At 70.7% G+C, this 23461-nt stretch carries 24 protein-coding genes; 12 read left to right on the top strand and 12 right to left on the bottom strand.

The window, feature by feature from the left end; all coding sequences use genetic code 11:
- Position 1: 1 nt before the first annotated feature.
- The 4 genes from ACXIZN_RS06145 (at position 2) to ACXIZN_RS06160 (ending at position 4293) form a co-directional block, all read left to right on the top strand.
- Entirely contained in the window at positions 2-313 is a 312-nt protein-coding gene (locus ACXIZN_RS06145) for a hypothetical protein (protein ID WP_126737057.1), read from the top strand.
- Positions 313-3327, top strand: a complete 3015-nt coding sequence (locus tag ACXIZN_RS06150) for a WXG100 family type VII secretion target (protein ID WP_457953015.1) — start codon at positions 313-315, stop codon at positions 3325-3327. Before ACXIZN_RS06145 ends, ACXIZN_RS06150 begins: the two co-directional genes overlap by 1 nt.
- A gap of 20 nt (positions 3328-3347) precedes the next feature.
- Positions 3348-3746, top strand: a complete 399-nt coding sequence (locus ACXIZN_RS06155; RefSeq protein WP_457953016.1) for a hypothetical protein — start codon at positions 3348-3350, stop codon at positions 3744-3746.
- Between the two features lie 91 nt (positions 3747-3837).
- On the top strand, positions 3838-4293 hold the full coding sequence (locus ACXIZN_RS06160) for an SRPBCC family protein (RefSeq protein WP_457953017.1): 456 nt from the start codon (positions 3838-3840) through the stop codon (positions 4291-4293).
- Here the strand turns inward: ACXIZN_RS06160 and ACXIZN_RS06165 are convergent.
- From ACXIZN_RS06165 to ACXIZN_RS06175, 3 genes are read right to left on the bottom strand one after another with little or no spacing between them, the layout of a single operon-like run.
- Positions 4278-5336, bottom strand: coding sequence for an NAD-dependent epimerase/dehydratase family protein (locus ACXIZN_RS06165; RefSeq protein WP_457953018.1), 1059 nt, complete (start codon positions 5334-5336; stop codon positions 4278-4280). The two genes, ACXIZN_RS06160 and ACXIZN_RS06165, sit on opposite strands and share 16 nt — an antisense overlap.
- 10 nt (positions 5337-5346) lie before the next feature.
- Entirely contained in the window at positions 5347-6930 is a 1584-nt protein-coding gene (locus ACXIZN_RS06170) for a phytoene desaturase family protein (RefSeq protein WP_457953019.1), read from the bottom strand.
- A gap of 42 nt (positions 6931-6972) precedes the next feature.
- Positions 6973-7785, bottom strand: a complete 813-nt coding sequence (locus ACXIZN_RS06175; protein WP_457953020.1) for an arylamine N-acetyltransferase family protein — start codon at positions 7783-7785, stop codon at positions 6973-6975.
- A 74-nt stretch (positions 7786-7859) separates the two neighbouring features.
- Here ACXIZN_RS06175 and ACXIZN_RS06180 point away from each other — a divergent pair, with 74 nt between their 5' ends.
- Complete coding sequence (locus ACXIZN_RS06180; RefSeq protein WP_457953021.1) at positions 7860-8453, top strand: TetR family transcriptional regulator; 594 nt, start codon at positions 7860-7862, stop codon at positions 8451-8453.
- Positions 8454-8463: 10 nt separating this feature from the next.
- On the opposite strand, the gene ACXIZN_RS06185 is transcribed toward ACXIZN_RS06180, so the two are convergent.
- Together ACXIZN_RS06185 and ACXIZN_RS06190 are read right to left on the bottom strand one after the other, a co-directional pair.
- Positions 8464-9525 (bottom strand): hypothetical protein, encoded by a 1062-nt coding sequence (locus ACXIZN_RS06185; protein ID WP_457953022.1) that lies wholly within the window; start codon positions 9523-9525, stop codon positions 8464-8466.
- Positions 9526-9607: 82 nt separating this feature from the next.
- Positions 9608-10567, bottom strand: coding sequence for a zinc-dependent alcohol dehydrogenase family protein (locus ACXIZN_RS06190; RefSeq protein WP_457953023.1), 960 nt, complete (start codon positions 10565-10567; stop codon positions 9608-9610).
- A 77-nt stretch (positions 10568-10644) separates the two neighbouring features.
- Between ACXIZN_RS06190 and ACXIZN_RS06195 the strand changes: the two genes are divergently transcribed.
- A complete protein-coding gene (locus tag ACXIZN_RS06195; RefSeq protein WP_457953024.1) occupies positions 10645-11280 on the top strand; it encodes a TetR/AcrR family transcriptional regulator in 636 nt (211 codons plus the stop codon).
- Position 11281: 1 nt separating this feature from the next.
- Here the strand turns inward: ACXIZN_RS06195 and ACXIZN_RS06200 are convergent, their stop codons facing one another.
- On the bottom strand, positions 11282-11923 hold the full coding sequence (locus ACXIZN_RS06200; RefSeq protein ID WP_257485671.1) for a TetR/AcrR family transcriptional regulator: 642 nt from the start codon (positions 11921-11923) through the stop codon (positions 11282-11284).
- A 62-nt stretch (positions 11924-11985) separates the two neighbouring features.
- Between ACXIZN_RS06200 and ACXIZN_RS06205 the strand changes: the two genes are divergently transcribed.
- Both ACXIZN_RS06205 and ACXIZN_RS06210 read left to right on the top strand, forming a co-directional pair.
- Positions 11986-12345 carry a nitroreductase family deazaflavin-dependent oxidoreductase gene (locus ACXIZN_RS06205; protein ID WP_457953025.1) on the top strand — a complete coding sequence of 120 codons (360 nt, stop codon included), beginning with the start codon at positions 11986-11988 and terminating at the stop codon, positions 12343-12345.
- Positions 12346-12438: 93 nt separating this feature from the next.
- Positions 12439-13593: a serine hydrolase domain-containing protein gene (locus ACXIZN_RS06210; protein WP_457953026.1), complete on the top strand. Its 1155-nt coding sequence runs from the start codon at positions 12439-12441 to the stop codon at positions 13591-13593.
- A 273-nt stretch (positions 13594-13866) separates the two neighbouring features.
- On the opposite strand, the gene ACXIZN_RS06215 is transcribed toward ACXIZN_RS06210, so the two are convergent.
- Entirely contained in the window at positions 13867-14340 is a 474-nt protein-coding gene (locus ACXIZN_RS06215; protein ID WP_457953027.1) for a universal stress protein, read from the bottom strand.
- The gene (locus ACXIZN_RS06220; protein WP_457953028.1) at positions 14337-15902 is read right to left on the bottom strand and encodes an MDR family MFS transporter; all 1566 of its coding nucleotides are present in this window, start codon (positions 15900-15902) and stop codon (positions 14337-14339) included. Before ACXIZN_RS06220 ends, ACXIZN_RS06215 begins: the two co-directional genes overlap by 4 nt.
- A gap of 80 nt (positions 15903-15982) precedes the next feature.
- Between ACXIZN_RS06220 and ACXIZN_RS06225 the strand changes: the two genes are divergently transcribed.
- Positions 15983-16564 carry a TetR/AcrR family transcriptional regulator gene (locus ACXIZN_RS06225; RefSeq protein ID WP_457953029.1) on the top strand — a complete coding sequence of 194 codons (582 nt, stop codon included), beginning with the start codon at positions 15983-15985 and terminating at the stop codon, positions 16562-16564.
- A gap of 36 nt (positions 16565-16600) precedes the next feature.
- Here ACXIZN_RS06225 and ACXIZN_RS06230 read toward each other — a convergent pair whose 3' ends face one another.
- From ACXIZN_RS06230 to ACXIZN_RS06240, 3 genes are all read right to left on the bottom strand, one after another.
- Positions 16601-17266 carry a helix-turn-helix transcriptional regulator gene (locus tag ACXIZN_RS06230; RefSeq protein ID WP_457953030.1) on the bottom strand — a complete coding sequence of 222 codons (666 nt, stop codon included), beginning with the start codon at positions 17264-17266 and terminating at the stop codon, positions 16601-16603.
- A 151-nt stretch (positions 17267-17417) separates the two neighbouring features.
- Positions 17418-18065, bottom strand: a complete 648-nt coding sequence (locus ACXIZN_RS06235) for a TetR/AcrR family transcriptional regulator (RefSeq protein WP_457953031.1) — start codon at positions 18063-18065, stop codon at positions 17418-17420.
- Positions 18062-20335 carry an ATP-binding protein gene (locus ACXIZN_RS06240; RefSeq protein WP_457953032.1) on the bottom strand — a complete coding sequence of 758 codons (2274 nt, stop codon included), beginning with the start codon at positions 20333-20335 and terminating at the stop codon, positions 18062-18064. Before ACXIZN_RS06240 ends, ACXIZN_RS06235 begins: the two co-directional genes overlap by 4 nt.
- Positions 20336-20428: 93 nt before the next feature.
- Here ACXIZN_RS06240 and ACXIZN_RS06245 point away from each other — a divergent pair, with 93 nt between their 5' ends.
- Positions 20429-21064, top strand: a complete 636-nt coding sequence (locus ACXIZN_RS06245; protein WP_457953033.1) for a LuxR C-terminal-related transcriptional regulator — start codon at positions 20429-20431, stop codon at positions 21062-21064.
- A gap of 6 nt (positions 21065-21070) precedes the next feature.
- On the opposite strand, the gene ACXIZN_RS06250 is transcribed toward ACXIZN_RS06245, so the two are convergent.
- Positions 21071-21640, bottom strand: a complete 570-nt coding sequence (locus tag ACXIZN_RS06250; protein WP_457960460.1) for a response regulator transcription factor — start codon at positions 21638-21640, stop codon at positions 21071-21073.
- A gap of 401 nt (positions 21641-22041) precedes the next feature.
- Here ACXIZN_RS06250 and ACXIZN_RS06255 point away from each other — a divergent pair, with 401 nt between their 5' ends.
- Both ACXIZN_RS06255 and ACXIZN_RS06260 read left to right on the top strand, forming a co-directional pair.
- Entirely contained in the window at positions 22042-22560 is a 519-nt protein-coding gene (locus ACXIZN_RS06255; RefSeq protein WP_457953034.1) for an Arc family DNA-binding protein, read from the top strand.
- Positions 22561-22611: 51 nt separating this feature from the next.
- The gene (locus ACXIZN_RS06260; protein WP_457953035.1) at positions 22612-23457 is read left to right on the top strand and encodes a DUF4097 family beta strand repeat-containing protein; all 846 of its coding nucleotides are present in this window, start codon (positions 22612-22614) and stop codon (positions 23455-23457) included.
- The last annotated feature ends 4 nt before the right edge of the window (positions 23458-23461 follow it).

Here is a 23461-nt window from a genome sequence, read left to right on the forward strand (position 1 = left end):
AATGAGCGGGGGCTTCACCGCGGCGACCGATGCGCTTTCATCGGCGTCGAAGAACATCGGAAAGCTGACGGAACAGCTGCTCGAAGACAATCCGGATCTGTCGAACACTCCGGTGAACGCGGCGGGCTTCGGCCAGGCGCACGGCGACCACGCGAAGAAGTACACCGACGGCGTGGCGGCGTTGTGGGCGTCGGTCCAGGGGTACAGCACCACGCTCGGCTCGTTCGGCACGAACCTCGGTACCGCCGCCACCGCCTACGGCACCAACGAGGACGAGCAGAAGAACAAGATCACCGAGACGGGGATGCGCTAGTGGCCACCGAAACCACCTGGACCGACGTCAAGGCCGTCCTCGACGACCCGGCCGTTCCCGCCGAGCAGAAGACCAAGCTCATCGGCTCGTGGATGCGGACGCATCCGGCGCCCCCGCCGTGGTCGGCGGACCAGGAGCCGGAGGACATCAAGCGCAAGCGCGAGGAAGCCGAGAAGTACGCGGCGTCCTACAACGCCATCCCGTTCCTGGCGTCGGACGACGTCGGCAAGGTCTACGACGAGGCGAAGAAGGCCGGAGATCAGGCCAGCTTCAACCAGAACGAAGAGACGAAGGCCGTCGACGAAGGCAACAAGAAGCTCGACGGCGTGAAGGAACCCACCGCCGAGGGCGCCGGGACCAAGACGTCGGACGAGATCTTCGACGCCGCCGCGCCCGCGCTCAAGGTCTTCCAGACCTTCGGCTCGCTGCTGGCGAAGGTCCCGGAAGACTGCCGTGGAGCTTCTCGCGCGCTCGATTTCGAGAAGGACATCAAGAAGCCGTTCGACGAGCAGCGCGGGATCAGCTTCAAGAACTTCGTCGACGACGCCGCCCACTTCAAGACCGGTGCGAAGACCGTCGAGAAGGCCATCGAGGACACCGGTTCCCAGCTGACCACGCTCTACGGGACCTGGACCGGGAAGGCCGCCGACGCCTCGTCGGCCAACTACAACGAGAAGATCCTCCCCAAGGCCAAGAAACTCTCGCAGACCCTCGACAACGCGAGCGAAGCCACGCTGCACACCACCGCCACGGTCTTCAAGCTGTGCAAGGGCAAGGCCGACACGGTCGTCGATCTCTACAAGGAGATCGTCGGCAAGGCGGACTTCACGATGGCGCAGAAGGTCATCGCCATCGCCGCCGGCGAGAAGAGCGGCAAGGAGGACCTCGGCGCGATCGCGGGCTGGATGGACGTCAACTTCGGCTCCAACCTGGTCCAGCAGCTGAACAACGACGGCTGCTGCGACGACGACGAGTTCAAGAAGGCGGGCCAGAACCTCGCCAAGCAGTGGATCCAGAACCAGTTCATCCCCGAGATGTGGACCATCATCTACGAGGGATTCGCCAAGTCATGCAAGGAAACCAAGGATTTCGTCAACCAGGCCTACGACGAGCTCGACAAGGTCATGGGCAAGGTCAAGAACGAGTTCGAAGGCGCGGGCGCCGGTGGCGCCGGTGGCACGGGCGGCGGCCCTGGTGGCACGGGTGGCGGTCCCGGCGGCACGGGAGGCGGGCCAGGCGGTCAGGGTCCGGACTTCACCGGTGGCCAGGGCGGACCGGGCGGTGGCCCCGGTGGTGGTCCTGAAGGCTCGGGAACCGGCGGACCGGGTGGCGGCCCTGGCGGCGGCGGAACGGGCGGTTCGGGCAAGGGCCCGGACTTCACCGGTGGCACGGGCGGCGGACCAGGCGCCGGTCAGGGACCGGACTTCACCGGCGGCACCGGCGGCGGTCCGGGCGGCGGCGGCCCCGAGGGCGGCTCCGGCAGCGGCCCCGGTGGCGGTGGTTCCGGTCCCGGCGGGAGCGGTACCGGTCCGACGGGCGACGTCAAACCCCCGCCGGTCCCGGACGTGAAGATTCCCGAGAGCGGCTCCGGGTCTCCGGGCGGCTCCGGCGGCGGTCCGGACGCGAACAAGGATCAGACGTCGCCCTCGGGCGTGACCCCGCCGCCGTCGAACGGCGATGAGCAGAAGGCCGCGGCCGAAGAGGCGAAGAAGCAGGCCGCCGCGGCGGCCGAGAACGCGAAGAAGCAGGCGTCCGAGGCGCTGGGCAAGCTGGGCGACGGTCCGGCCGGTGCCGACCTCGGTGGTTCCGGCGGCTCCGGGCCGGGCGGTTCGAGCCCCGGTGGAGGTGGAAACACCGACGCCGCGGCCGAAGCCAAGGCGGCGGCCGAGAAGGCCGGTGAGGAGGCGAAGAAGCAGGCTTCCGACGCGCTGAACAAGCTGGGCGACGCCCCCGGCGGCATGGGCGACACCGAAGGCAAGGACGGCGACTCGAAGGACGGCGAGAAGTCCGCCGACGAGGCGAAGAAGAAGGCGTCGGACGCCTTGGACAAGCTCGACGACGAGCTTTCCGGCGAAGACAAGCTGACCGGTGACAAGCCCGGTGAGGACGGCGGCAAGGCCGAGGACGGCGAACGCGAGACCCTCAAGGTCAAGCAGGGCGACACCACCTTCGAGATGACCGAGCCGGACAAAGACGGCGAGATGGAGATCAAGGTCGGGGACGGTTCCGGGCCCGCCAAGGACTTCAAGCTCGACTGGACCGGCGACGGCGACGAGTCCAAGCTGAGCTCGACCCCAGGCCAGGACGACGGGAAGCCGGACAAGGACGGTGTCCACCGTCCCGGTCCGGACGGCAAGATCCACATCCAGGACGGCGATGTGAAGATCACCGCCGAACGGCCCGACGGTCCCTCCGGGCCGACGGTCGTCACCGTCGACGACGGCACCGGCAAGCCGACGACGTACACCCTCGGCGAGGACAAGCCCTCCACCGACAAGCCCTCCACGGACAAGGCGGCACATCCGGCGACCCCCGTCACCGGGACGGCGCAGCCCGACTCCAAACCGGAGTTCACCCCGCACCACGGTGGTGGCGGAACCGTCCCCGACGGGATCCGCGCCGGTGACATCGGAGGCGGTGGCGGTGGTGGTTTCGGAGGCGGTGGCGGTAGTGCCCCGTCGATGCCCTTCGAGACCGCGAGCCCCGCGACGGGCCAATCGCTCAGCGAAGGCGTGCACACCGGCGGCGGTGGGACACAGCAGCCACAGCCCGTGGCCGCGGGCGCCCCGTCCGCTCCGATGGGCAGCCCGGCGAGTCAGTCGTTCGGCGGTGGTGCGATGCCGCCGATGGGCATGGGTGCCGGCGGAGCGGGCGGCCAGGGCGGAGACCAGGAACGGACCAACCGCGCGTACCGGATCGAGGGCGAGGTGTTCGACCAGATCAACGAACCCACCGGCCGGATCACCGGTTCGCTGCTGGACGACGAGGATCAGTCGGTCACCCGCAAGCGGTGAGCCGGGGCAGGGGAGAACAGATGAGCGCCGATGACACCGCCGCCATGAAGGCGACCCTGGACGGCCTGGTCCGCGAGCAGTCGGAGCGCCGGGCGCTGCGGGACAAGCGGGCCGACGACATCAAGGCGAGCTCGCAGGAGTTCATGACCAAACAGGTCGCGACCGCCCAGCGGTACGTCGAGCACCGGCGGGAGCTGGGGCAGCGCAAGACGAAGTCGGGCTGGAGCACCGATCGGTCGCACGCGCAGCCGGGGGCGGCGTCGCCGTTCGAAGACGAGCCCGTGGACATGGCGGCTCCGTTCGCTTCGGAGCCGCCTGCCCGCCCGGGGCGGGACACGCCCCGGCGCGCTCCCCGCGCCCGCCCGGCACCGGCGGACGACGAGGACGACGCCTTCCTCAACAACCGTTGGCGCGACTGAACCCGCCGGGTTTGCCCTTGCCGCCGCGGGGTATCCGGCTCGGTGAGGCGAGCCGGAACGAGCCGGCCGGGTATCCAGGGCGGATGGGTTCATGGTCGACGTGAAGATGACGGTAGACGCTTCTCTCGAGCGCATTTTCGAGGTGCTCGCGGACGGCTGGACGTACGCGGCGTGGGTCGTGGGGGCATCCCACATCCGTGACGTCGACGCGGGCTGGCCGGCGCGGGGGACGCGGATCCACCACTGTGTGGGGTCATGGCCCCTCCTGCTCGACGACGTCACCAAGGTGCACGTCGCCGACCCGCCGAGGCTGCTCGAACTCGACGCGCGCGCCTGGCCGTTCGGCACCGCGCGGATCCGGTTGGAGCTGCGGGAAACCGCGGCGGCGACCACGGAGATCCTGATGTCCGAGCAGGCGACCCGCGGGCCGGGACGTCTGCTGCCGGAGGCCGCGCAGGCGCTTTTCCTGGTGCCGCGGAACCGCGAATCCCTGCGACGTCTCGCGGATCTCGCCAAGGGCCGCGAAGCCGCTCAACCGCCGGTTTGATCCTGGTGGCTCGGCCGCCCGAGCCGGATCCGGTCGCGCGGCGGGTCGAGGGGGTGGCTGTCTCCCCGTCTGCCGGCGCGGATGGCGGCGAGCAGTTCCTTGATCGTGGCCGCCGCGTCGTGGCGGGGCCGCCAGCCGAGTTCCTCCCGCGCGCGCCGGGTGTCCACAAGGGACGCCCGATCGGCGAGCCGCAGCCAGGACGGATGCAGTGGTTGCAGGCCGAGCCGCCAGCTCGGCCAGGCCAGCCCGGTCAGCAGCCGCAGCGGTACGGGAATCCGGAACCCGCCCGCCAGTCCGGCGAGGTCGCGGCTGTCGAGGACGGGTTCGCCGGCGAGGTTGAACGCACCGGTCGCGCGGCGGTCGAGGATCGCCCGGATCGCCTGTGCCACATCGTCGGAGTGCACGACCTGCATCCGCAGCCCCGGCCACAACGGCACCGGCAGCCATTTGCCGCCGAGCGGTAACGGCGGCGCCAGCGGGCTGAGCAACCACCCCGAGAACTCGGCCGCGGCGTCCGGCTGCACGACACCGCACGGACGGATCCGCGCCACCCCGATCTCGGGGTGATCACGGCAGAATTCGTCCAATTTGGACTCGAAAGCCGCTTTACCCGCGCTGTAGGCGCTTTCGGGGAGACCGCCGCAGGGCCACTCCTCGTCCACCTCGGCCCAGCGGTCCGCCGGGGTGTAGGCGGCGACCGACGACGCGCACACGATGTGCTTCACACCGGCGTCGGCGGCCGCGCGCAGGACGTTCGCGCTGCCCGCCAGGTTGGTCCGGCGCATGGCAGGATCGTCGGCGCGCGGATGAATCGCCCACGCGAGATGCACCACGGCGTCGGCGCCGCCGAAGATCTCGGTCAGCCCCGGCCAGGCGTCGTTCGCCCCGATGTCCTGCTGGACCCAGCGGGCCGACGAGTAGGGCGCGACGGTCGTGTCGGGGTGGCGGCGTGCCACTCCGAGCACGTCGTGACCGTCTCCGGCCAGTGCCCGGAGCAACGCGGTCCCGATATTCCCGCTCGCTCCGGTGACGACGATCTTCATCCGCGAGTCCTCATCGGTAGACGGCGCGGTGCGCGGCACGCACCGTCGCGCGATAGACGGAACCGGCCCAGCCGTCCCTGGCGAGGGCCGCCCTGGCGGCGTTCGAGCCGGGCGCGCCGTGCACCGCGCCGCCGGGATGCGCCGACGCGGACGCCAGGAAGAGCCGGTCGATCGGCGTGTCCGCCCGGCCGAGACCGGGGACGGGACGGAAGAAGAGCTGCTGCTGGATGGCCGCGGTCCCGGCGTTGATCGAACCTTCCACCAGGCTGTGGTTCCCTTCCTCGAGTTCGGCGGGCCCGGCGATCGCGCGGCCCGCGATCAGGCCGCGGAAACCGGGCGCGTGCTTCTCGATGACCTCTTCCATCAGGTCCGCGTGGCGGCGCAACCGGGAAGCGGACCAGGGTTCGCCCCTCGGCACATGCGTGTAGGCCCAGGCCGATTCGGTCCCGGCGGGGGAGCGGGTCGGATCCGCGGTGGTCATCTGCCCGAGCAGCAGGAACGGATCAAGGGGCACCCTTCCGCAAGCGAGATCGTTGGCGATCCCGGCGAGGCCGTCGAGGTCCGCTCCGATGTGGACGGTGCCCGCTTCGCCGACTTCGGTGGCGCTCCACGGAATGGGCGAGGACAGCGCCCAGTCCACTTTGATCGTGGCGTCGTCCCACACGAACCGGTCCAGATCGGACACCAGCCGCGCGGGAAGGTGCGCGGCGCCGACCAGATCCCGGTAGAGCACCGGAGCGGGGACATCGGCGAGCACGGCCTTGCGGGCACGAACCGGTCGTCCGTCCGCGTCCCGCACACCCACCGCCCGGCCATCCGAGAGCGTGACTTCGGTGACCGGCGTGCCACAGACGACCTCGCCGCCCTTGGCGGACAGGCGGTTCACCAGCGCGTCGGTCAGACAACCCGCCCCGCCTTCCGGCACCGGGAATCCGACGTCCTGGCCGAGCATGGTCAGCAGCCAGCCGAAGACGCCGCTCCCGGCCTGGTCCGGGCCGAGGTCGGTGTGCATGGCGTTGCCCGCCAGCAGCAGACGGGCGCCCTCGCCGTCGAACTTCTCCTTGCCGAGGCCGCGGGCGGTCAGGGTCAGCATCCTCGCCAGCCGGAGCGATTCCGCCGTGCCGAGTGTCTTGAACAGCCGCGCCCCCGACCGCACCGGCGGAAAGGGGCGCACGATCGCGTCCAGCAGCGGCTCGCGCAGACGCTGCCAGCTCGCGTGCTCGGCCCGCAGGTTGTCCGCGTCCCGCGCGTCGAACTCCGCCACGGAACGGGCCGTGCGGTCGAGATCGCGGGACTGCAGGACGTACCGGTCGTCGGGCAGCACATGCGCCAGCACCGCCGGCGCGTGCCTCCACCGCAGGCCGTATCCCTCGAGTTCCAGCCCGGCGAGCACCGGCGACGCCGCGCCGAGCGGGTAGAAGGCGCTGTAGACGTCGTTGCGGAAACCCGGCGCGGTGAGCTCCTTGGTCCGTACCGCGCCCCCGGGCTCGGCCGTGGCCTCGATGACCAGCGTCTCCCAGCCGGCGTCGGCCAGGAGATTGGCCGCGACCAGGCCGTTCGGCCCCGATCCGATCACCACGGCGTCGACTTCCATGGTCAGGACATACCCCGGACGGGCGGATTCAATCCCGTAGATCTACTTCGCCCGCATGGACAGCCAGGACTCGTGCTGCTCTTCGGTCTTCGCCCAGAGGGCCGCCAGTTCGCCGGTGCCGATGTCCTCCACCGGGATGCGGAACTCGCGCAGCGTCGCGGCGAACTCGTCGAGAGAAGTCAGGGTGCGGCGGTCGCCGTCGCCGCGTTTGAGCGTGCGCGCCCGGAGAGCCAGCTCGCGGCCGTCACGGTGATGTTGTGCCACCAGCACCTTGGCGAACGGGGAGTCCGGGGACCTGATCTCGGCCCGATCGGCGAATTCGGTGACCTCGCGGGGCTCGGTGCGGTAGTCGCAGGAGCCGACCGTGCCACCGGGATGGTGATGCATCCGCCAGGTTCCGTCGTCGAGACGCTCGATCCGGAAGGGCAGTTCCCCTTGCCAGTACGTGCCTTCTCGTACCGGGAGGGGTTCGAGGAACGCGTCGCCGATCCCGGTGTCGGCGAGCCAGGTCTCCCCGTCGACGTCGACCAGCAGGGCGATGTGGTTGCCCCATTGGCCTTCGCCGCGGGTCGAGCGCAGGACGGCGCCCTCCACGACGGTCACCTCGAATCCCGCCGCCCGCAGGAGAAGGGCGAGCGCGCCGTTCATCTCGTAGCAGAGCCCGCCCCGGCCGCGGCGCGTGAACTTGTCGAGCAGGGCCTCCTGGTCGAGCAGGAGCGTCCTGCCGAGCTGGAGGTCGAGGTTCTCGTAGGGCACGCGCAACCGCCATGCCCGGTGCAGGTTCCGGAGCGTGGCCGGATCCGGCCGGACGGGCTCGCGGTACTCCAGCCGGTCGAGGAACGCGTCGAGGATCATGGGGCCTCCTTGGGTAGATCGACTCTAAAAATAGAGTAGCTCTAATTTTGGTGCCGATCCAGTATGCTGACCTCATGACCGAGCCGGTGGGTTTGCGGGAACGGAAGAAATGGCGCACCCGGAAGGTGTTGATCGAGACGGCGTACCGGCTTTTCGAACGGCAGGGCTACGACCGGACGACCACCGCCGAGATCGCCGCGGCCGCCGAGGTGTCCGCCGCGACGTTCTTCAACCACTTCGCGACGAAGGAAGACCTCCTTCTCACCGACGACGGCGAACAGATCCTGCGCGTGGGCCTGGACGTGCTCGCCGCGCGCGAAGTGGGAGAGACCCCCGCCGGGCTTCTGCGGCGCGCGATGTTCGGGATGCTCGCCGAGGCCGGAGCGGGGCTCCGCGATCCGGCGGCCGAGCCCGAGCGGATCCGGCTGGACCTCATCACGTCGGTGCCGTCGTTGCGCGCGACGATGCTGCAGCGCGCCTTCGACGCTCAGGAGCGGCTTTCGGCCGCGCTGTGCCGATCCTGTGCGGGCGAGATCGACGAGGTCGACGCCGCGGCGCTGGTCGGTGCCGCCACCGGGGCGGTCTTCGCGGCCGGGCGGACGGCCCTCCGCCTCGGCACTCCGCTCGACGAGGCGATGCGCCGCGCGATCGGCCGCGCGACGGCCTGACCGGGCGGTTTCACGAACGGCGCCAGGCGATCCCGCGGTAGGCGGAGCTGTCCGCCGCGAAGCCGTAGCCGATGACGACGGTGCCGGTCGCGTTGATGTGCTGGGCCACGATCGCCGTGATACCGGCGGGTGACGGGAGCGGGAGGGGCGTCGCGTCCGCGTCCCAGCGCACCGGCCGCACCATTCCCCCGCGCACGGACTCGCCGACGACGGTCCCGGCCTCGTCGACGTCGAAACACGTACTGGCGGTGTCCGAAGGCAGGGGCCGGAGCACGGTGGGCCGTCCGTCGCGATCCCAGCGCGCGCCGACGCCGCGCCGGTCCGGCGTCAGGCCCCAGCCGATCGCGACACCCCGCCCGGTGATCCGGACGACCTGCCCCGCGGAGAACTCCGGTTCACCGGTCAGCAGGACGGTGCCTCCGTCGCGGTGCCACACGACACCGTCGCCGAGGATGGCGCCGGCGTCGGTGATCCCGCACGCCGTCGTGCGGCGGGGCGGGGGCAGGGTGCTGATCTTCCCCGACGGCGTCCAGCGCACCGCGGTGCGGACGCCCGAGCCGTTCCTGGCCGATCCGACGACCTCGTCCAGCCCGTTCAGGTCCTGCCCCTGTGTCTCGCCGTCCCCTGGCAGGGCGGCGAGTTCGACGACCTCGCCGTCCGGTGCCCAGCGCAGCGCCCGCCAGCGGTGGCCCGGCCACATCGCGTTCCCCAGGATCGACCCGCGCGCGTTCACCCGGCACGCCGTGCCGGAGAGCGCCCCGGCCGGGAGTTCGAGCGCGTGTACGCGGCCGTCGGGCCGCCAGCACACGGGCCGGAGGTACTCGCGGGCGAGGAGCGAACCCGCGATGACGCCCGAAGCGTTGACGCCGACCGCGCGTCCGCCGGAGCAACCGTCGAGGAGAGACAGCGGCGTGGGATGCCCGTCGCGATCCCAGCGCGCCGGCCGTGACCCCGACTCGCCCACGATCACCCCGGCGTCGTTCACGCCGTAGGCGCCGGTGCCCTCGCCGCCGGTGAGCGGCCGCAGGCCGACCGCCGTGAAGCCGGGTCCCTCGGGCATCGGATCGGGCACGAGTGGGCAGCCTAGTGCGACGGCGCACGCGATGGGGAAACTTGCACTGACCGGGTGACGCGGCACTCCACAATGGACCTGGCTACGGCGTCAGCACGATCCGGCCGAACACTTCGCCGTCGTCCATCTTCCGGTGCGCCAGAACGGCTTTCTCCAGCGGCAGCACCTCGTGCACCACCGGACGCAGCTCACCGCGCACCGTCGCGCCGAAGTGCTCCGCGTTCACCGCCCGCCGATCCGGCTCGGGGATCGAGTCCGCGCTGAAGGCCGCGAACGACAAGGACTTCCGAAAGGTCGCCATCAGCTTCGCGCCGAAATCCGCCGGGGGCATGCCCGCGACCACGCCGACGAGGACCATGCGGCCGTTCGGATTCAGGCGGTCGAAGAAGGACGGCATGTCCACACCGGACACGATGTCGATGATGACGTCGTACCCCGACGGCCCGTCCCCCTCGCCGGACCGGTCGAGGACGTGGGTCGCTCCCAGTTCGCGCAGGCGCTCGCCGCGTTCGGCCGAGGACGTCGTGACCGCCACCGCGCTCGCGCCACCGCGCGCCGCGAGCTGCACCGTCATGATCCCGATACTGCCCGCAGCCCCGCGCACGAGCACCGATTCGCCCGGCGCGAAATGGGCGTGGGCGAGCGCGAAATGGGCCACCATGCCGGAGGTCCCGATGGCCACCGCGTCGGTGGCGGGCAGGTCGCCGGGAAACGGGAGGATCCTGTCCGCCGGGACGGCCACCTGTTCGACGTAGCCGCCGCCCTCGCCGGTGAACGTCCAGACCCGCCGCCCGGCCAAGGCCGGATCGACGCCGCCGCCGACCGCCCTGACGGTTCCGGCCACCTCGTTGCCGGGGATGAATCCCTCCTGGAAGCCGCCGAGGCCGGCGAGAGCGCCGCTGCGGATCACGGTGTCGACCCCGCCGACACCGATCGCTTCCACGTCGATCAGCACTTCTCCCTCGGCGGGAACGGGGGAGGGGACGTCGATCACGGCAAGGCCCTCGGGGGCGCCGAACGTCCGGATCTCGACTGCGCGCATTTCGTCTCCTGGTCGTCGATCACTGGTCCGGCGGACGTTAACGGACGCCCCCGTCCGTTTTGGCTAAACTGAGAGCGGTGACCGATCATTTGCCTCGGATCCCGCGCTCCGACGCCGTGGACAACCGGGAACGCATCCTCGAAGCGGCTCGCGCGCTGTTCGCCACCGAGGGCCTGAACGTGCCGCTGCGGGAGGTCGCGCGCCGCGCGGGAGTCGGCCCCGCCACGCTGTACCGCCACTTCCCGACCAAGGAGATCCTGGCGACGGAGGCGTTCGCCGAGCAGATGCGCACCTGCCACGCCGTCGTCGACGAAGGGCTCGCGGATCCGGATCCGTGGCGCGGCTTCTGTTCCGTGATCGAGAGGATCTGCGAGCTGCATTCCCGCGACCGGGGCTTCACGGCGGCCTTCGTCTCCGCCTTCCCCAAGGCGGTGGACTTCACCGCGGATCGCGACTACGCGCTCAAGGCGATAGCCGAACTGGCGGGCCGGGCCAAGGACACCGGGAAGCTGCGCCCCGATTTCGTCCTCGACGACCTGATCCTCATGCTCATGGCCAACAACGGGATCCAGGCCGCTTCGGCGGCCGCGCAGGTGGCGGCGTCCCGCCGGTTCGCCGCGCTCGCGATCCAGGCCTTCCGGGCCGTGCCGGACCGGTCGCCGCTGCCGCCGGTGGCGCGGCTGGCCCTCGTGCTGCCGGGAGTGACCCGCTGACTCATTTCCTGCGGGCTTCGAGCCCTTCCAGGATGAGGTCGAGGCCGTAGGCGAATTCCTTCGTGTGGTCGTAACCCGGCCGCCGGGCGTGCTCGGTGATCACCTCGGCCAGATGCGGGAACTCGTCCCGCGGCAGGCCGTCCAGGATGTCGCCCGCGACCTCCGGGACGTCTTCGCTCAGCGGGAGGTTCGACTCCTGGAGCACGAATCCGCCGATGTAGCTGTCGATGAGCGAGACGGCGTGCACCGCCATGGGGACCGTGAATCCCGCCCGCCGAAGGACACCGAGGACGGCGTCGTGGTGGCGTAACGTCGCCGGCCCCGGATTCCGCCGGGAGTCCATGAGGCCCAGCGCCCAGCTGTGCCGCGAAAGGACCGCGCGCGCGGACGAAGCCCGCGCGCGGATCGCCTCGCGCCAATCGACGGCGCCGGGGTCCGGCAGCTCGATCGCCGCGAACACCGCGTCGACGACGCCGTCGAGGATCGCGTCCTTGTTCGGCACGTGGTGGTAGAGCGACATGGCCTCCACGCCGAGGTGCTGCGCGACCCGGCGCATCGTCATCGCCTCCACGCCACCGCGATCGGCGACTTCGATCGCGGCTTTCAGTACGCGGTCCCTGGTGAGTGATCGGCGAGGCGGCACGTTGACAACCTTACAGGTGTAAGACAGCCTTACGGGTGTAAGGCCATCGAGAGGAGAGACCGATGCCGATGCCGAGATGGTGGGGCCACATCAACAAGCGGGTGTTCAACCCCCGGGCGATCGCCGGAGGGAAGTATCCGGTGCTGATCCACGTCGGCCGCAGTTCCGGAAAGACCCGCCACACGCCGCTCGACGCGCATCCCGTCGATGGCGGCTACCTGTTCGTCCCGGTGTACGGCCCGGAGGCGGACTGGGTGCGCAACATCCTGACCGCGGGGGAAGCGCGGCTCCGGATCGGCGGACGGGAAGTGGACCTCACCCGCCCGCGGCTCGTCGGGGCGGACGAATTCCCCGACGGCGTGACCCGTCCGCCGAAACTGCTCCGCCTCACCGAATTCCTCCGGATGGACCTGAAACCCTGAGAGGACCCTGTGCTCCGTTAGTACCAGGGAGGGAGGCGGTGTCGTCCTCCAAGCCGATGCCCGGTGTGCCCGTGCCTTCGTAGTTTTGCCGGTATGAAACGCACTTCAGTCGTCATGGCCGTGCTTTGCGCGGCAACGCTCGTCACCCCGGCCGTCGCGTCCGCGGCGCCATCGCTGCAGCGGACACTGCAGCGCGATGCCGACACGCTCGTCGCGAACGGGTCGCCCGGCGTGCTCATGGAGGTCAGCACGGCGAAGGGCGGCGTCAAGGTGCGCAGCGGCCACGGCGATCTGCGGACCCGGACCCCGGTGCCGTGGAACGGTCATTTCCGGATCGCGAGTTTCAGCAAAACGTTCCTGTCCGCGACGATGCTCCAGCTCGTCGGCGAGGGACGGCTTTCCTTGGAGGACACCGTGGACCGGTGGCTTCCGGGGGTGGTGAGCGGGAACGGCAACGACGGCAAGGCCATCACCGTCCGGCAGCTGCTGCAGCACACCAGCGGGCTGCACGACTACATGGCGGAACTGGACATGTTCACCGAGAAGGGTTTCCTGCGGCACCGGTTCGACGAGCTGAGCGCGTCCGAGGCGGTGAAGCTGGCGGTCGGAAAGCCGCCGGAGTTCGCGCCGGGGACGAGCTGGGGCTACTCCAACACCAACTACGTCCTCGCCGGGATGGTGACCGAGAAGGTGACCGGGCGGGACTGGCGACAGGAGATCATCGACCGGATCGTCCGCCCGCTGGACCTGCGCGAGACCACCCTGCCGTATACGTCGCCGTTCATCCCGGCACCGCACGCGCGAGGGTACGACCGGTTCGTCGTCGAGGGCTCGAATCCGCCGCGGCTCGGACGGCGGGTGGACGTGACGCTGATGAATCCGTCGATGGGCGGGGGAGCGGACGGGTCGATCAACAGCACCACCGAGGACGGCAACAAGTTCCTGCGGGCGCTACTGGGTGGCAAGGTGCTCCCGCCGTCCATGCTGGCTGAAATGAAGAAGACCGTGCCCGCCCCGGGGCTCGGCGCGTACGGGCTCGGCCTGGTGAAGTCGACCGCTTCCTGCGGTGACTACTGGGGCCACGGCGGCGCGCTGCCCGGCTACCTGACGGGCAACGGGGTGACCGAGGACGGCAAGCGCAGCGTGATGGTCTCGCTGAACACGCTCACGCCGCTCAACCCCGGTTCCGAACCGCCGCCGGGGAACCCGCTGGACCCGGTGATCGACCACGCGCTCTGCGGCCGCTGACCCCCGCCCTTACCACTCACGAGGTTCAGCACCGGCGATTTCCCGTGATCGGGCGGACGACACACGTGTCTGGGACGACACACGTGTCTGGATGGACGACACGAGCGTGGCCGGGGTTTCGCCGCGTGTCGTCCGCCCGATCACGCGTGTCGTCCCTCCAATCACGCGTGTCGTCCGTCTGGTCACGCGAACCCGCCATCCGTGCGCCGGCCGGACGTCGTATCCAAGTGAGTCGCCGCGGTCGGGGTCGTGTCGTTCCTCGGCGGCCGGTCGTCAGGGAACGACCAGCACCGGCCAGTGCCCGGCCCTGATGAGCTTGGTCGCGACCGACCCCGCGAACCGGTGACCGGCCTGCTGTGAGGCGCCGACCACGACGGTGTCGACCTTGCCGCGGTCGGCGGTGTCGCGGAGCACGGTGTACGGATCGCCGTAGGTCTTCAGGAAGCTGACCGGCACGTCCAGTTCTTCGGCGGCCTCGCGGATCTGCTCGCGGATCTCCGTGTAGAGCTGCACCGCCGTGTCGTGTTCCATCGTCGCCGCGACCGCGGGACCGAGCGCCGGACGGCAGACGAAGGCGACGATCAGCCTGCCGCCCTCGCGTCGTGCCATGCCGAAGGCGAAGGCGGCCGCCCGCATCGCCGTGTCCGAGCCGTCGACCCCGGCCAGGATGGCCCGCCCCGGATGGTGCCGGGGCGGGCCGAAACGCTCCACAGTGGACTCGAAGGCCCCGGCGGCGTTCTCGTTCATCGCGCGACCGGTGCTTCCGACGGCGTCTCCACGTCGAGGGTGGTGCGCAGGGTGAGCGGCTTGAGCAGCAGCGCCGCGATCACGCCCACGACGCCCACCGCCGCGGAGATCAGGAAGATGTGCGCGGTCGCGTCGCCGTACACGGTGTGCACGATCGTCTGGACCTCCGGCGGCAGCGCCTTGAGGTTCAGCGCGCTGACGCTGCCCGTCGACGCCTGGCCCGCCGGCACGTGCAGCGCGGTGGAGAGGTCGGCGGTGACCCGGTTCGCGAGCACCGCGCCCAGCACCGAGACGCCGATGGTGCCGCCGAGCGACCGGAAGAACGTGACCGAAGCGCTGGCCGCGCCCAGATCCCGCAGCGGCACGGTGTTCTGCACCGCGAGAACGAGGTTCTGCATCGTCATGCCGACACCGACGCCGACGATCGCCATCGCGACACCGACCAGCCACAGCGGTGAGGCGTGGTCGACGGTGCCCAGCCCGAGGAAACCGATCACCAGGGTGATCGTGCCCGCCACGATGTACGGCTTCATCCGTCCGGTGCGGCTGATCAGGCGCCCGGACACGGTCGAGGAGACGAGCACGCCGCCCATCAGCGGGATGGTCAGCAGTCCGGCTTCGGTGGGGGAGTAGCCGCGGCCGACCTGGAAGTACTGGCCGAGGAACACCGCGCCGCCGAACATCGCCATCCCGACCGCGAGGCTCGCGATGATCGCCAGCGCCGGGGTGCGCTGGGTGATGATGTGCAGCGGGACGACGGGTTCGCGGACCTTCCGTTCCACCAGCACGGCGAAGGCGAGGAGCACGGCGCCGCCCGCCACCATCACGGCCGTCTGCCACGACAGCCAGTCGAAGCTGTTGCCGACGAACGAGACCCAGATCAGCAGGACGCTCACGCCCGCCGCGATCAGGCCCGCGCCGAGGTAGTCCACCTGGACGCCTTCCCGGCGCACGGTCTCCAGCTTCAGGGTCCGCTGCAGCACGATGAACGCCGCCACCGCGATCGGCACGCCGACGAAGAAGCACCAGCGCCAGCCGAGCCACGGCACGTCCACGATCAGGCCGCCGAGCAGCGGCCCGCCGACGGTGGCGACCGCCATGACCGCGCCGAGGTAACCGTTGTAGCGGCCGCGTTCCCGCGGCGGGATGATCGCCGCGATCACGACCTGGACCAGCGCCTGAAGACCGCCGACACCGATGCCCTGGAACGCGCGGGCGGCGATCAGCTGCCCGGTGTTCTGGCTGAATCCGCTGATCATCGACCCGATCACGAAGATCACGATGGCGATCTGGACCAGCGTCTTCTTGTTGAACAGGTCGGCGAGTTTGCCCCAGATCGGGGTGGTGGCCGTCGCCGCCAGCAGGGTGGCCGTGACCACCCAGGTGTACTGCGTCTGCGAGCCGTTCAGCGAGCCGATGATCAACGGCAGGGCGGTCGACACGACCGTCGAGCTGATCATCGCCACGAGCAGCGCGAGCAGCAGACCGGACAGCGATTCGAGCACCTGGCGGTGCCCCATCGCCCCTGACGGTGCCTCCGCCGTCGTTCCCTCGGTCTTCATGGCGTCCTTTCGAGCGGCAATGTTGCTCATTGTGCAAACTTGCACAGTGAGAACTTTATTCCCCTCGCTACGCTGTCCTGGTGGACGCCCTCGACACGCTGCGCACCCGCAAGAAGGCGGCGACGCGGCAATCGCTGCACGAGGCCGCGCTCCGGCTGGCGATGGAGCACGGGCTGGACGGGGTGACCGTCGAGGACATCGCCGACGCGGTTGGCGTGTCCCGGCGGACGTTCTCGAACTACTTCGCGAACAAAGAGGACGCGATCCTGCACGCCGACCGCGAGCGCACCGGCCTGCTGGTGACGCTGGTCGAGGGCAGGCCGCCGGGCGAGAAGCCCTGGCAGGCGCTGCGAGCGGCCGCCCGTGAGCTGTACCGGGCGCACCCCGTCCCCGACCGCGAATGGGTGGCGCAGCTACGGCTGCTGCGGCGGCACCCGTCGCTGCTCGCCCGGCAGGCGGGTGACCAGTTCGCCCTCGAACGCGACCTGATCGCGGTGCTGCTCGCCAGGGGGCACGGCCTCGATCAGGAGCTGGCCAGGCTCACCGCGGCGACCTTCCTGGCCACGTTGCGCACGGGGAACGTCCTGTGGCTGGAAGGTCCGGAAGAGCAGTCGCTTCCCGAGCTGGTGGACCGGTTGCTGGCCCGCGTCCGGCTTCGCTGAGCGGGAACGGATTCTCTTCCGTCCATTCGGACCGAGTCAGATCGAGCCGGTGCGCAAGGCGAAGGCGACGGCGTGCGTGCGGTTGTGCAGGCCGTATCGCGACATCACCCGGTGGAGGACGTTCTTCACCGTGCTCTCCGAATAGGCGAGTTTGGCCGCGATCTCTTCCGTGCCATGGCCGTCGGCCAGCAGGCGGAGTACTTCTCGCTCCCGGTCGGACAGGCCGGACAGCGCGAGTCCGTTGGGCGCCAGCAGGTCTTCCTGTATCCGTTCGAGCTGGGAGAGCAGGCTGCCCTGCAGGCGCGGCGGCAGCGCGCCCGCGCCCTGGCTGACCGCGAGGATCGTCCGCGCCAGCTGCTCGCCGTCGAGATCGCGCCGCGGCAGCAACGCGGCCATCCCGCATTCGATCGCCGTCATCAGCACCTGGACCGGGAAATGGTCGGTGACGATCACGCATCTCGGCGGCGTCGCGAGTGACGACGCGGCGCGGACCTGGCGCAGGAAGGCGAAAACGCCGTCGCCGATCGAATCCCCGACCGTCACGACGACCTCGGCGGACCCGAGGTCGGTGCCGGACAGTACGTCCAGCCGTTCGTCGGCGCCGAGGATGCTCGTCGTGCCGAGCCCGGCCAGCGGATCCGGGGCGTACACGGCGACTCTGACGCGATCGGTCCTCCTGCTGAGCTTCTCCCCGTGAATCATGCGAAGTCCCCGTCCGAAGCGCAGCGTTAATAGCTATTGCGATACTTAGAAGCTATAACGTTCCAACGTCGCATGTCAACCGCGGTCGGCAGCGGCGTCACAGGGCAAGACGCCCGGCAGGCGGGAAAGGTTCACTGCGAAGGTGATCGGGTCACCGGGACGTGAGGTCGTCCAGTTCGTCCGCGATCAGCAGGTCGGGGTCGAACTTCATCCCGGTGAAATGGCCGGCGAGTTCGAGTGAGAGCACGCCGTGCAGGCGGGTCCAGAAGGCGATCGCGCGGTGCAGCGTCGAGGACGGGGCAGGGTCGTCGCCCGCCCAGTCGCGATGGCCGTCCAGATGCTTGTCGAACGGGGTTTCCGGCTTGTCCACGGTGATCGCGCGGCACGCTTCGAGCAGCACGGCCATGACCTCGCTCGAGATGGCGGTGGTGTCCTCGGGCGCGTGGTAGCCGGGGACGGGCGTGCCGTAGATGAGGAAGTAGCGCTGCGGGTCGCTCCGGGCCCAGTCCCGGATCGTGACGGCGAGCCCGGCCAGATCTGCGCCGCCGTCGAACGCCGCGCGGACGGTGTCGGCGAGGCTCCGGTACGCGTCGCGGATGAGCGCGGTGATGAGGTCGTCGCGGCTGGCGAAGTACCGGTACAGGGCGGGACCGCTCATCCCGACCTGTTTGGCGATCGCGTTGAGGGACAGCGCGGGCACCCCGGCGGCGGCGATCTGCTCCCACGCGTGCTGCTTGATCTCCGCGCGCACCTGGTCGCGATAGCGCTCCCGCGGGCTCTTCCCGTCCGCGTCCGTCATCGGTCCTCCCGCTCTGTCGGCCCGAAGCTTAGTCGGCGCTCCGCGGGCAGGAGCGCAAGTTCGGCCGAAGCCTGCTCGCGCAGCGCGCCGAACGACGGCCCCTCGGAGAGGTCCACGGCCATGGCGAGGCACTCCCTGGCCTCCTCGAAGGCACCGGCCTCCCGCCAGGCCCGCCCCTCACGGACGGCGCAGGTCGCCTCCAGCGCGTCGAAACCGCCTTCCCACGCGAGCCAGCGGCCGGTGCGGTAGTGGCCCGCCGCCTCCCGCCATTCGGCGAGATCACCGAGCACGTCGCCGATGGCGCGCAGGGTCAAGGCCTTCAGCAGCCGGTGGAAAGCGGGATACGTGTCGGCGGCCAGCCGCTCGGCGTCGGAAAGCACGGCCCGGTGCACGGCGAGCGCTTCGGCGTGCCGTCCGGCGTTGAGCAGCGCGCGCCCGTAGACATTCCGCGCCGTGGTTTGCCCGTCCCAGAACGGGAGTTCGCCCGCCAGTTCGTACCCGCGCTTCGCGAACTCGAACGCTTCGTCGGTCTTCCCGGTCAGCCGCAGCACCTGGCCGAGGTAGATGGACGCCCAGGTCTGCTCGACGCGGTCGCCGATCCCGGCGGCGATTTCCAGCGCGCGGCGGTGCGCCGCCACGGCACCCTCGTCGTCGCCGAGACAGACGCTGGCGGCCCAGCCGACGAAGTTGAGCAGTTTCGCCTCGGCCCCGGCGTCGCCGAGCGCGTTCGCCGCGGCCGCGCCGAGCGAGAAGATCTCCCACCACGGCCGCTGGGCGCTCCGCCCGTCGGAATACCAGTGCAGTGCGACGGCGAGGTCCCGGACCTCCCGGTGGAGACCCTTCCGTGCCGCGATCCGGTGTGCGGCGACCCAGTTCCCGCCTTCGACGTCCAGCCAGCGGGCGCTTTCCTCCCGTGAGCCGAACCGGCCGTTCTCCGGCGCCCCGGGGTAGAACAGCCTCGCCGCTTCCGCCGCCTTGCCGAGCAGATGGGCGAGCACGGTGTCCCGCGCGGCCGGGTCCTCCTCCGCCTCGAACCGTTCCTCGGCGAACAGGCGGATCAGGTCGTGGAACTGGTGCCGTTCCGGCTCCGCCGTGCTCTGCAGGAGGCTGGCGTCGACGAGTTCGTCGAGCTGGTCACGGACGTCGGCGGGCGGCGCGCCGGAGACGACGACCGCGAGTTCGAGGCCGAAGTCGGCGCCGGGCACGGTCGCCAGCAGCCGGAACAGGCGCCGGGCCTCGGGCGAGACCGCGCGATAGGACAGGTCGAAAGCCGAGCGCAGCCGCAGATCGCCCGCCGCGAGCGCGCGCAGGCGGGTGCTTTCGTCGCGCAGCCGGTCGGCCAGCTGGGCCAGGGACCATTGCCGCCGGGTGGCGAGCCGGTTGCCCGCGATCCGGAGCGCGAGCGGCAGATATCCGCACAGCTCGGCGAGTTCGCGTGCCGCGGCGGGCTCCGCGGCCACCCGGTCGGCTCCGACGATCTTGGCGAGCAGGCCGGTCGCGCCGTCGTCCGAAAGCGCTTCGAGGGCGAGCCACCGGGCGCCTTCGAGCCCGGCGAGCGTCCTGCGGCAGGTGATCAGGGTGAGGGAACCGGGCCCGGTGACCAGCAGCGGCCGGAGCTGCGCCTCGTCGGCCGCGTTGTCGAGCAGCAGCAAGACTTTGCGGCGTTCGAGCAGCATCCGCAGCAACGCCGACCGTTCGGCGTCGGAGGCGGGCACCTGCCCAGGCGCGACGTCCAGCGCGCGCAACAGCCGGTCGAGCGCGGTCCCGGCGCTCAGCGGGCGTTCGTCCATCCCGCGCAGGTCCACCGCGTAGCCCCCGTCCGGGAACTCCGCGCGCCACAGATCCGCGGCGGTCACCGCGAGCGCGGTCTTCCCGACCCCGGCCTGCCCGACGATCGCGACCACGCCGCCACCTTCGGCGACCCTCGCGGACAGCTGCTCCAGCTCGCTTTCGCGGCCGGACAGATCCGCGGTCGGCGCGGGCAGCGCGCAGGTCGCCGCGATCTGGGCGGCCAGCGCCGGATTCCGGCGACGTCCCTGTTTGGCGACGGTGAGGAAGAACTCCCGGTCGCCGCCGGTCAGGCCGAGCGCGTCGGCCAGCACCTCGGCGGAGCGTTGCTGGGCGGCTCGCGCGCGGCCGCGTTCCAGTTCGCGCAGGGCACGGACGCTGATACCGGAGGCCTCGGCCAGGCGCCCCTGCGTCCACCCCGCGGCCCGACGGTGTTCGAGCAGGAGCTTGCCGAACACCGACCGCTTCTCGTTCGCCTCCACCGCGGCCCATTCAACCGGCAGGCTTCCGGCGACGAAAAGCTGCCCCCTGCTTCCGCTTGTCCGGCGTTCTCGGGGGCCGGTTACCTGGAAGGCATGTCGACGATCATGACGACGCCCGTGCGCCCGGTGCTCCGGGCCGAGAAGATCCGGGTCGCCGTGCACGCCGCCGACCCGCTCGTGCGGGCGGGACTGCGCAGCGCGCTCGGCGACGGGCCCGGCATCAGCCTGCGCGACGACCCGCGGCAGGCCGACGTCCTCGTCGCGGTCGCGGACGACGACCCCCGGCGTATCCCGGCCGGGTCCGCGCGGCTGGTGCTGGTGGCCGATCACCCCAACCAGGCCGAACTGTGGGCCGCGGTGGAACGCGGGCTCGCCGTCGTCGTCGCGCGCTCCGAGGCGACGCCGGCGCGGCTGCTGCGCGCGGTCGCCGACGCCCACGCCGGCCGCGGCGATCTGCCCGCCGAGCAGCTCGGCAGCCTGCTCCGGGGGATTTCGCGGCTGCACAAGGAAGTTCTCGAGCCCCGCGAGCTCACGCTCAGCGGTCTGTCGCCCCGCGAGACCGAAGTGCTCCGCCTGCTCGCGGAAGGATTCGACACCGGTGAGATCGCGCGTCGGGTGGCCTACTCCGACCGGACGGTGAAGAACATCCTGCACGGCCTGCTCAGCCGGTTCAACCTGCGCAACCGCACCCATGTCGTGGCGTACGCGCTGCGAGAGGGGCTCATCTGAGCGCTTTCAGATGACCCCTTCCCGGATCGCGTAGGCCACCGCGTGCGACCGGTTCCGCAGCCGCAGCCGGTCGGTGACCGCGTAGATGACGTTCTTCACCGTCCGCTCCGAATAGGCGAGTTCGGTGGCGATCTCCTGTGTGTCGAACCCGTCGGCCATCAGGCGGAGGACGTCGATCTCCCGCGAGGAGAGCGCCACCCCGGCGGGTACCTCGGGCGCGAGCATCTCCCGGTGCAGCCGCTCCGCGTGTTCGGTGAGCCTGCCGAGCAGATCCCGCGGCGGGTACACGGAGCCCGACGCGGCGGCCCGGACGCTGTCGGCCACGCGGGAGTCGGTCATCGCCGACCTCGGCAGGATGGCGACCACCCGGCATGCCACCGCCGCCGCGAGGCCACCTTCCTCGATCCGGTCGGTGACCAGCACGATCGGCCTGCCGATTTCGGCGGCGACCGCACGCAACGCGGTGACCGCGTCGGGGGAAAGCCGGTCGAACGCGGCGACCACGACATCGGTTTGGTCCCGCGCCCGGCCCTCGACCACCTGCACGGACGCGCGTGCCTCGAGGAGGTCGGCCATCCCGGCCTTCGTGATGGGGTCCAGTGCGCAGACGCTCACCCGGACTGGTCGCATATACCCTCTTCTGTCCACTGTGGATCTTCGATTTGTCAAGAGCCGCAAGGACAAAAAGCGCTGCCCGCATGAGCGGGCGGAGCTCTTGTACGGTGGGCTCCGGGTAGCGGCCCGCCTCGGGTGACCCCCACACTCTGATGGCGGGTCGCTTCCTTTCGTGCGGCGCGTGGCGATTCTCGCCCGCCGCGAACAGCCCCGGCAACGCGTTCGCCCGCCTCCTGCTTTCCCCGCCAACTGAGACTGGCCGAAGGGGCAAATTCGGCCCTGACCTGCGGTGACGCCACTTTGGCGCAATGTGACGCCAGGTTGGCCTTGCAATGGCGCCACCTTGGTGCCATGATGGCATCATGGATTTGACGCCCTTTGTGGACAACGTTCGCCGGGAACTCGCCGTCGCCGCCGAGGCTGGGGGAGCCGAGGCGAGCGCGCTCGCCGAACGCCTGACCGCGCCGCTCGCGTCGGCCATTCGTCTCGCGCTGCTGGACGCGCTGTCCGCCGCGTCGGACGAGATCACCCGTGACCTCGCGCCGGGTTCGGTCGAGGTCCGGTTGCGTGCCGGGGAAGCCAGCTTCGCCGTCACGCTGCCCGCGGTCGAACAGGCCCAGCCGGTCGCGGCCGCCGCGCCGGAGCCTCCGGCGGCGCCGCTGACAGAGGACGAAGGAGCCACCGCGCGGATCAACTTCCGGCTTCCGGAAAACCTCAAGACACGCGTCGAGGAAGCGGCGGCCGCGCAAGGCCGTTCGGTCAACGCGTGGCTCGTGCGCGCCGCGTCCGCGGCGTTGAACCCGTCGGAGCCGGCCGCGCCGCCCGCCCCGGCGAGCGGCGGTCGTCGCGGCGCGCAGCGCTACACCGGCTGGGTCAGCTAGACCTCGCCTGCCAGCACGAACACCGATCACACCACCTTCGAGGGGACAACCATGCCTTCTTTCGCCACCCCGGAACCCATTCTCGCGGACCTCGAGCCGGTCGTCGGCAACGTCCGCATCGTCGCCGGCGACCGCGCCGACACGGTCGTCGAAGTGGCGCCGCTCGACGAGAACAGCGAATCCGACGTCGACGCCGCGAAGCGGACCGTCGTCGAATTCTCCGGCGGCACCCTGACCGTCCGCGCGCCGAAGATGCGCCTGCTCGACTTCTCCAACCGGACGAGGTCGATCGACGTGACCATCGAACTGCCCGCCGGTTCCCGGGTGCAGGGCAGCACCGGGCTCGGCGACCTGACCGTGACCGGGCGGATCGCCGGCTGCCGCTACCGGTCCGGGACCGGGCACATCCACCTCGACCAGGCCGGGGAGCTGAAACTGCACTCCGCGTCCGGGAACATCGTCGTCGAGCACGCCGACGGGAACGCCGACATCAGCACGAGCTCCGGCCGGGTGCACGTCGGCCGGATCGACGGCACCGCGGTGGTCAAGAACTCCAACGGTGCCACCACGATCGGCGCCGTCGCCGATTCGATCCGCATCCGTTCGGCCAACGGCGACATCACCGTCGACAAGGCCGAAAGCGGCGTCGAAGCCAAGACCGCCAACGGTTCCGTCCGCGTACTCGACGCGGCCAGGGGCACACTCACCCTCGAGACGTCGCTGGGCGACATCGAGGTCGGCATCCGCGAGGGCAGCGCGGCCTGGCTCGACGTGAACACCCGGTTCGGCCGTGTCATCAACGACATGGCCGCCGCCACCGCGCCCGGCGACGCGACCGACAAGGTCGAGGTCCACGCCGGCACCTCCGTCGGCGACATCGTCGTCCACCGTTCCTGAAGGG

It is taken from the genome of Amycolatopsis sp. TRM77291 (genome assembly GCF_054166285.1).

Excerpts from the sequence above, each read along its gene's own strand:
- ACXIZN_RS06235 (WP_457953031.1), bottom strand. The coding sequence starts at position 18,065 with ATGACGGACGCGGACGGGAAGAGCCCGCGGGAGCGCTATCGCGACCAG.
- ACXIZN_RS06180 (WP_457953021.1), top strand. The coding sequence starts at position 7,860 with ATGACCGAGCCGGTGGGTTTGCGGGAACGGAAGAAATGGCGCACCCGG.
- ACXIZN_RS06165 (WP_457953018.1), bottom strand. The coding sequence starts at position 5,336 with ATGAAGATCGTCGTCACCGGAGCGAGCGGGAATATCGGGACCGCGTTG.
- ACXIZN_RS06230 (WP_457953030.1), bottom strand. The coding sequence starts at position 17,266 with ATGATTCACGGGGAGAAGCTCAGCAGGAGGACCGATCGCGTCAGAGTC.
- ACXIZN_RS06145 (WP_126737057.1), top strand. The coding sequence starts at position 2 with ATGAGCGGGGGCTTCACCGCGGCGACCGATGCGCTTTCATCGGCGTCG.
- ACXIZN_RS06155 (WP_457953016.1), top strand. The coding sequence starts at position 3,348 with ATGAGCGCCGATGACACCGCCGCCATGAAGGCGACCCTGGACGGCCTG.
- ACXIZN_RS06220 (WP_457953028.1), bottom strand. The coding sequence starts at position 15,902 with ATGAAGACCGAGGGAACGACGGCGGAGGCACCGTCAGGGGCGATGGGG.
- ACXIZN_RS06245 (WP_457953033.1), top strand. The coding sequence starts at position 20,429 with ATGTCGACGATCATGACGACGCCCGTGCGCCCGGTGCTCCGGGCCGAG.
- ACXIZN_RS06160 (WP_457953017.1), top strand. The coding sequence starts at position 3,838 with ATGGTCGACGTGAAGATGACGGTAGACGCTTCTCTCGAGCGCATTTTC.
- ACXIZN_RS06255 (WP_457953034.1), top strand. The coding sequence starts at position 22,042 with ATGGATTTGACGCCCTTTGTGGACAACGTTCGCCGGGAACTCGCCGTC.
- ACXIZN_RS06210 (WP_457953026.1), top strand. The coding sequence starts at position 12,439 with ATGAAACGCACTTCAGTCGTCATGGCCGTGCTTTGCGCGGCAACGCTC.
- ACXIZN_RS06190 (WP_457953023.1), bottom strand. The coding sequence starts at position 10,567 with ATGCGCGCAGTCGAGATCCGGACGTTCGGCGCCCCCGAGGGCCTTGCC.
- ACXIZN_RS06250 (WP_457960460.1), bottom strand. The coding sequence starts at position 21,640 with ATGGCCGACCTCCTCGAGGCACGCGCGTCCGTGCAGGTGGTCGAGGGC.
- ACXIZN_RS06260 (WP_457953035.1), top strand. The coding sequence starts at position 22,612 with ATGCCTTCTTTCGCCACCCCGGAACCCATTCTCGCGGACCTCGAGCCG.
- ACXIZN_RS06215 (WP_457953027.1), bottom strand. The coding sequence starts at position 14,340 with ATGAACGAGAACGCCGCCGGGGCCTTCGAGTCCACTGTGGAGCGTTTC.
- ACXIZN_RS06175 (WP_457953020.1), bottom strand. The coding sequence starts at position 7,785 with ATGATCCTCGACGCGTTCCTCGACCGGCTGGAGTACCGCGAGCCCGTC.
- ACXIZN_RS06170 (WP_457953019.1), bottom strand. The coding sequence starts at position 6,930 with ATGGAAGTCGACGCCGTGGTGATCGGATCGGGGCCGAACGGCCTGGTC.
- ACXIZN_RS06205 (WP_457953025.1), top strand. The coding sequence starts at position 11,986 with ATGCCGATGCCGAGATGGTGGGGCCACATCAACAAGCGGGTGTTCAAC.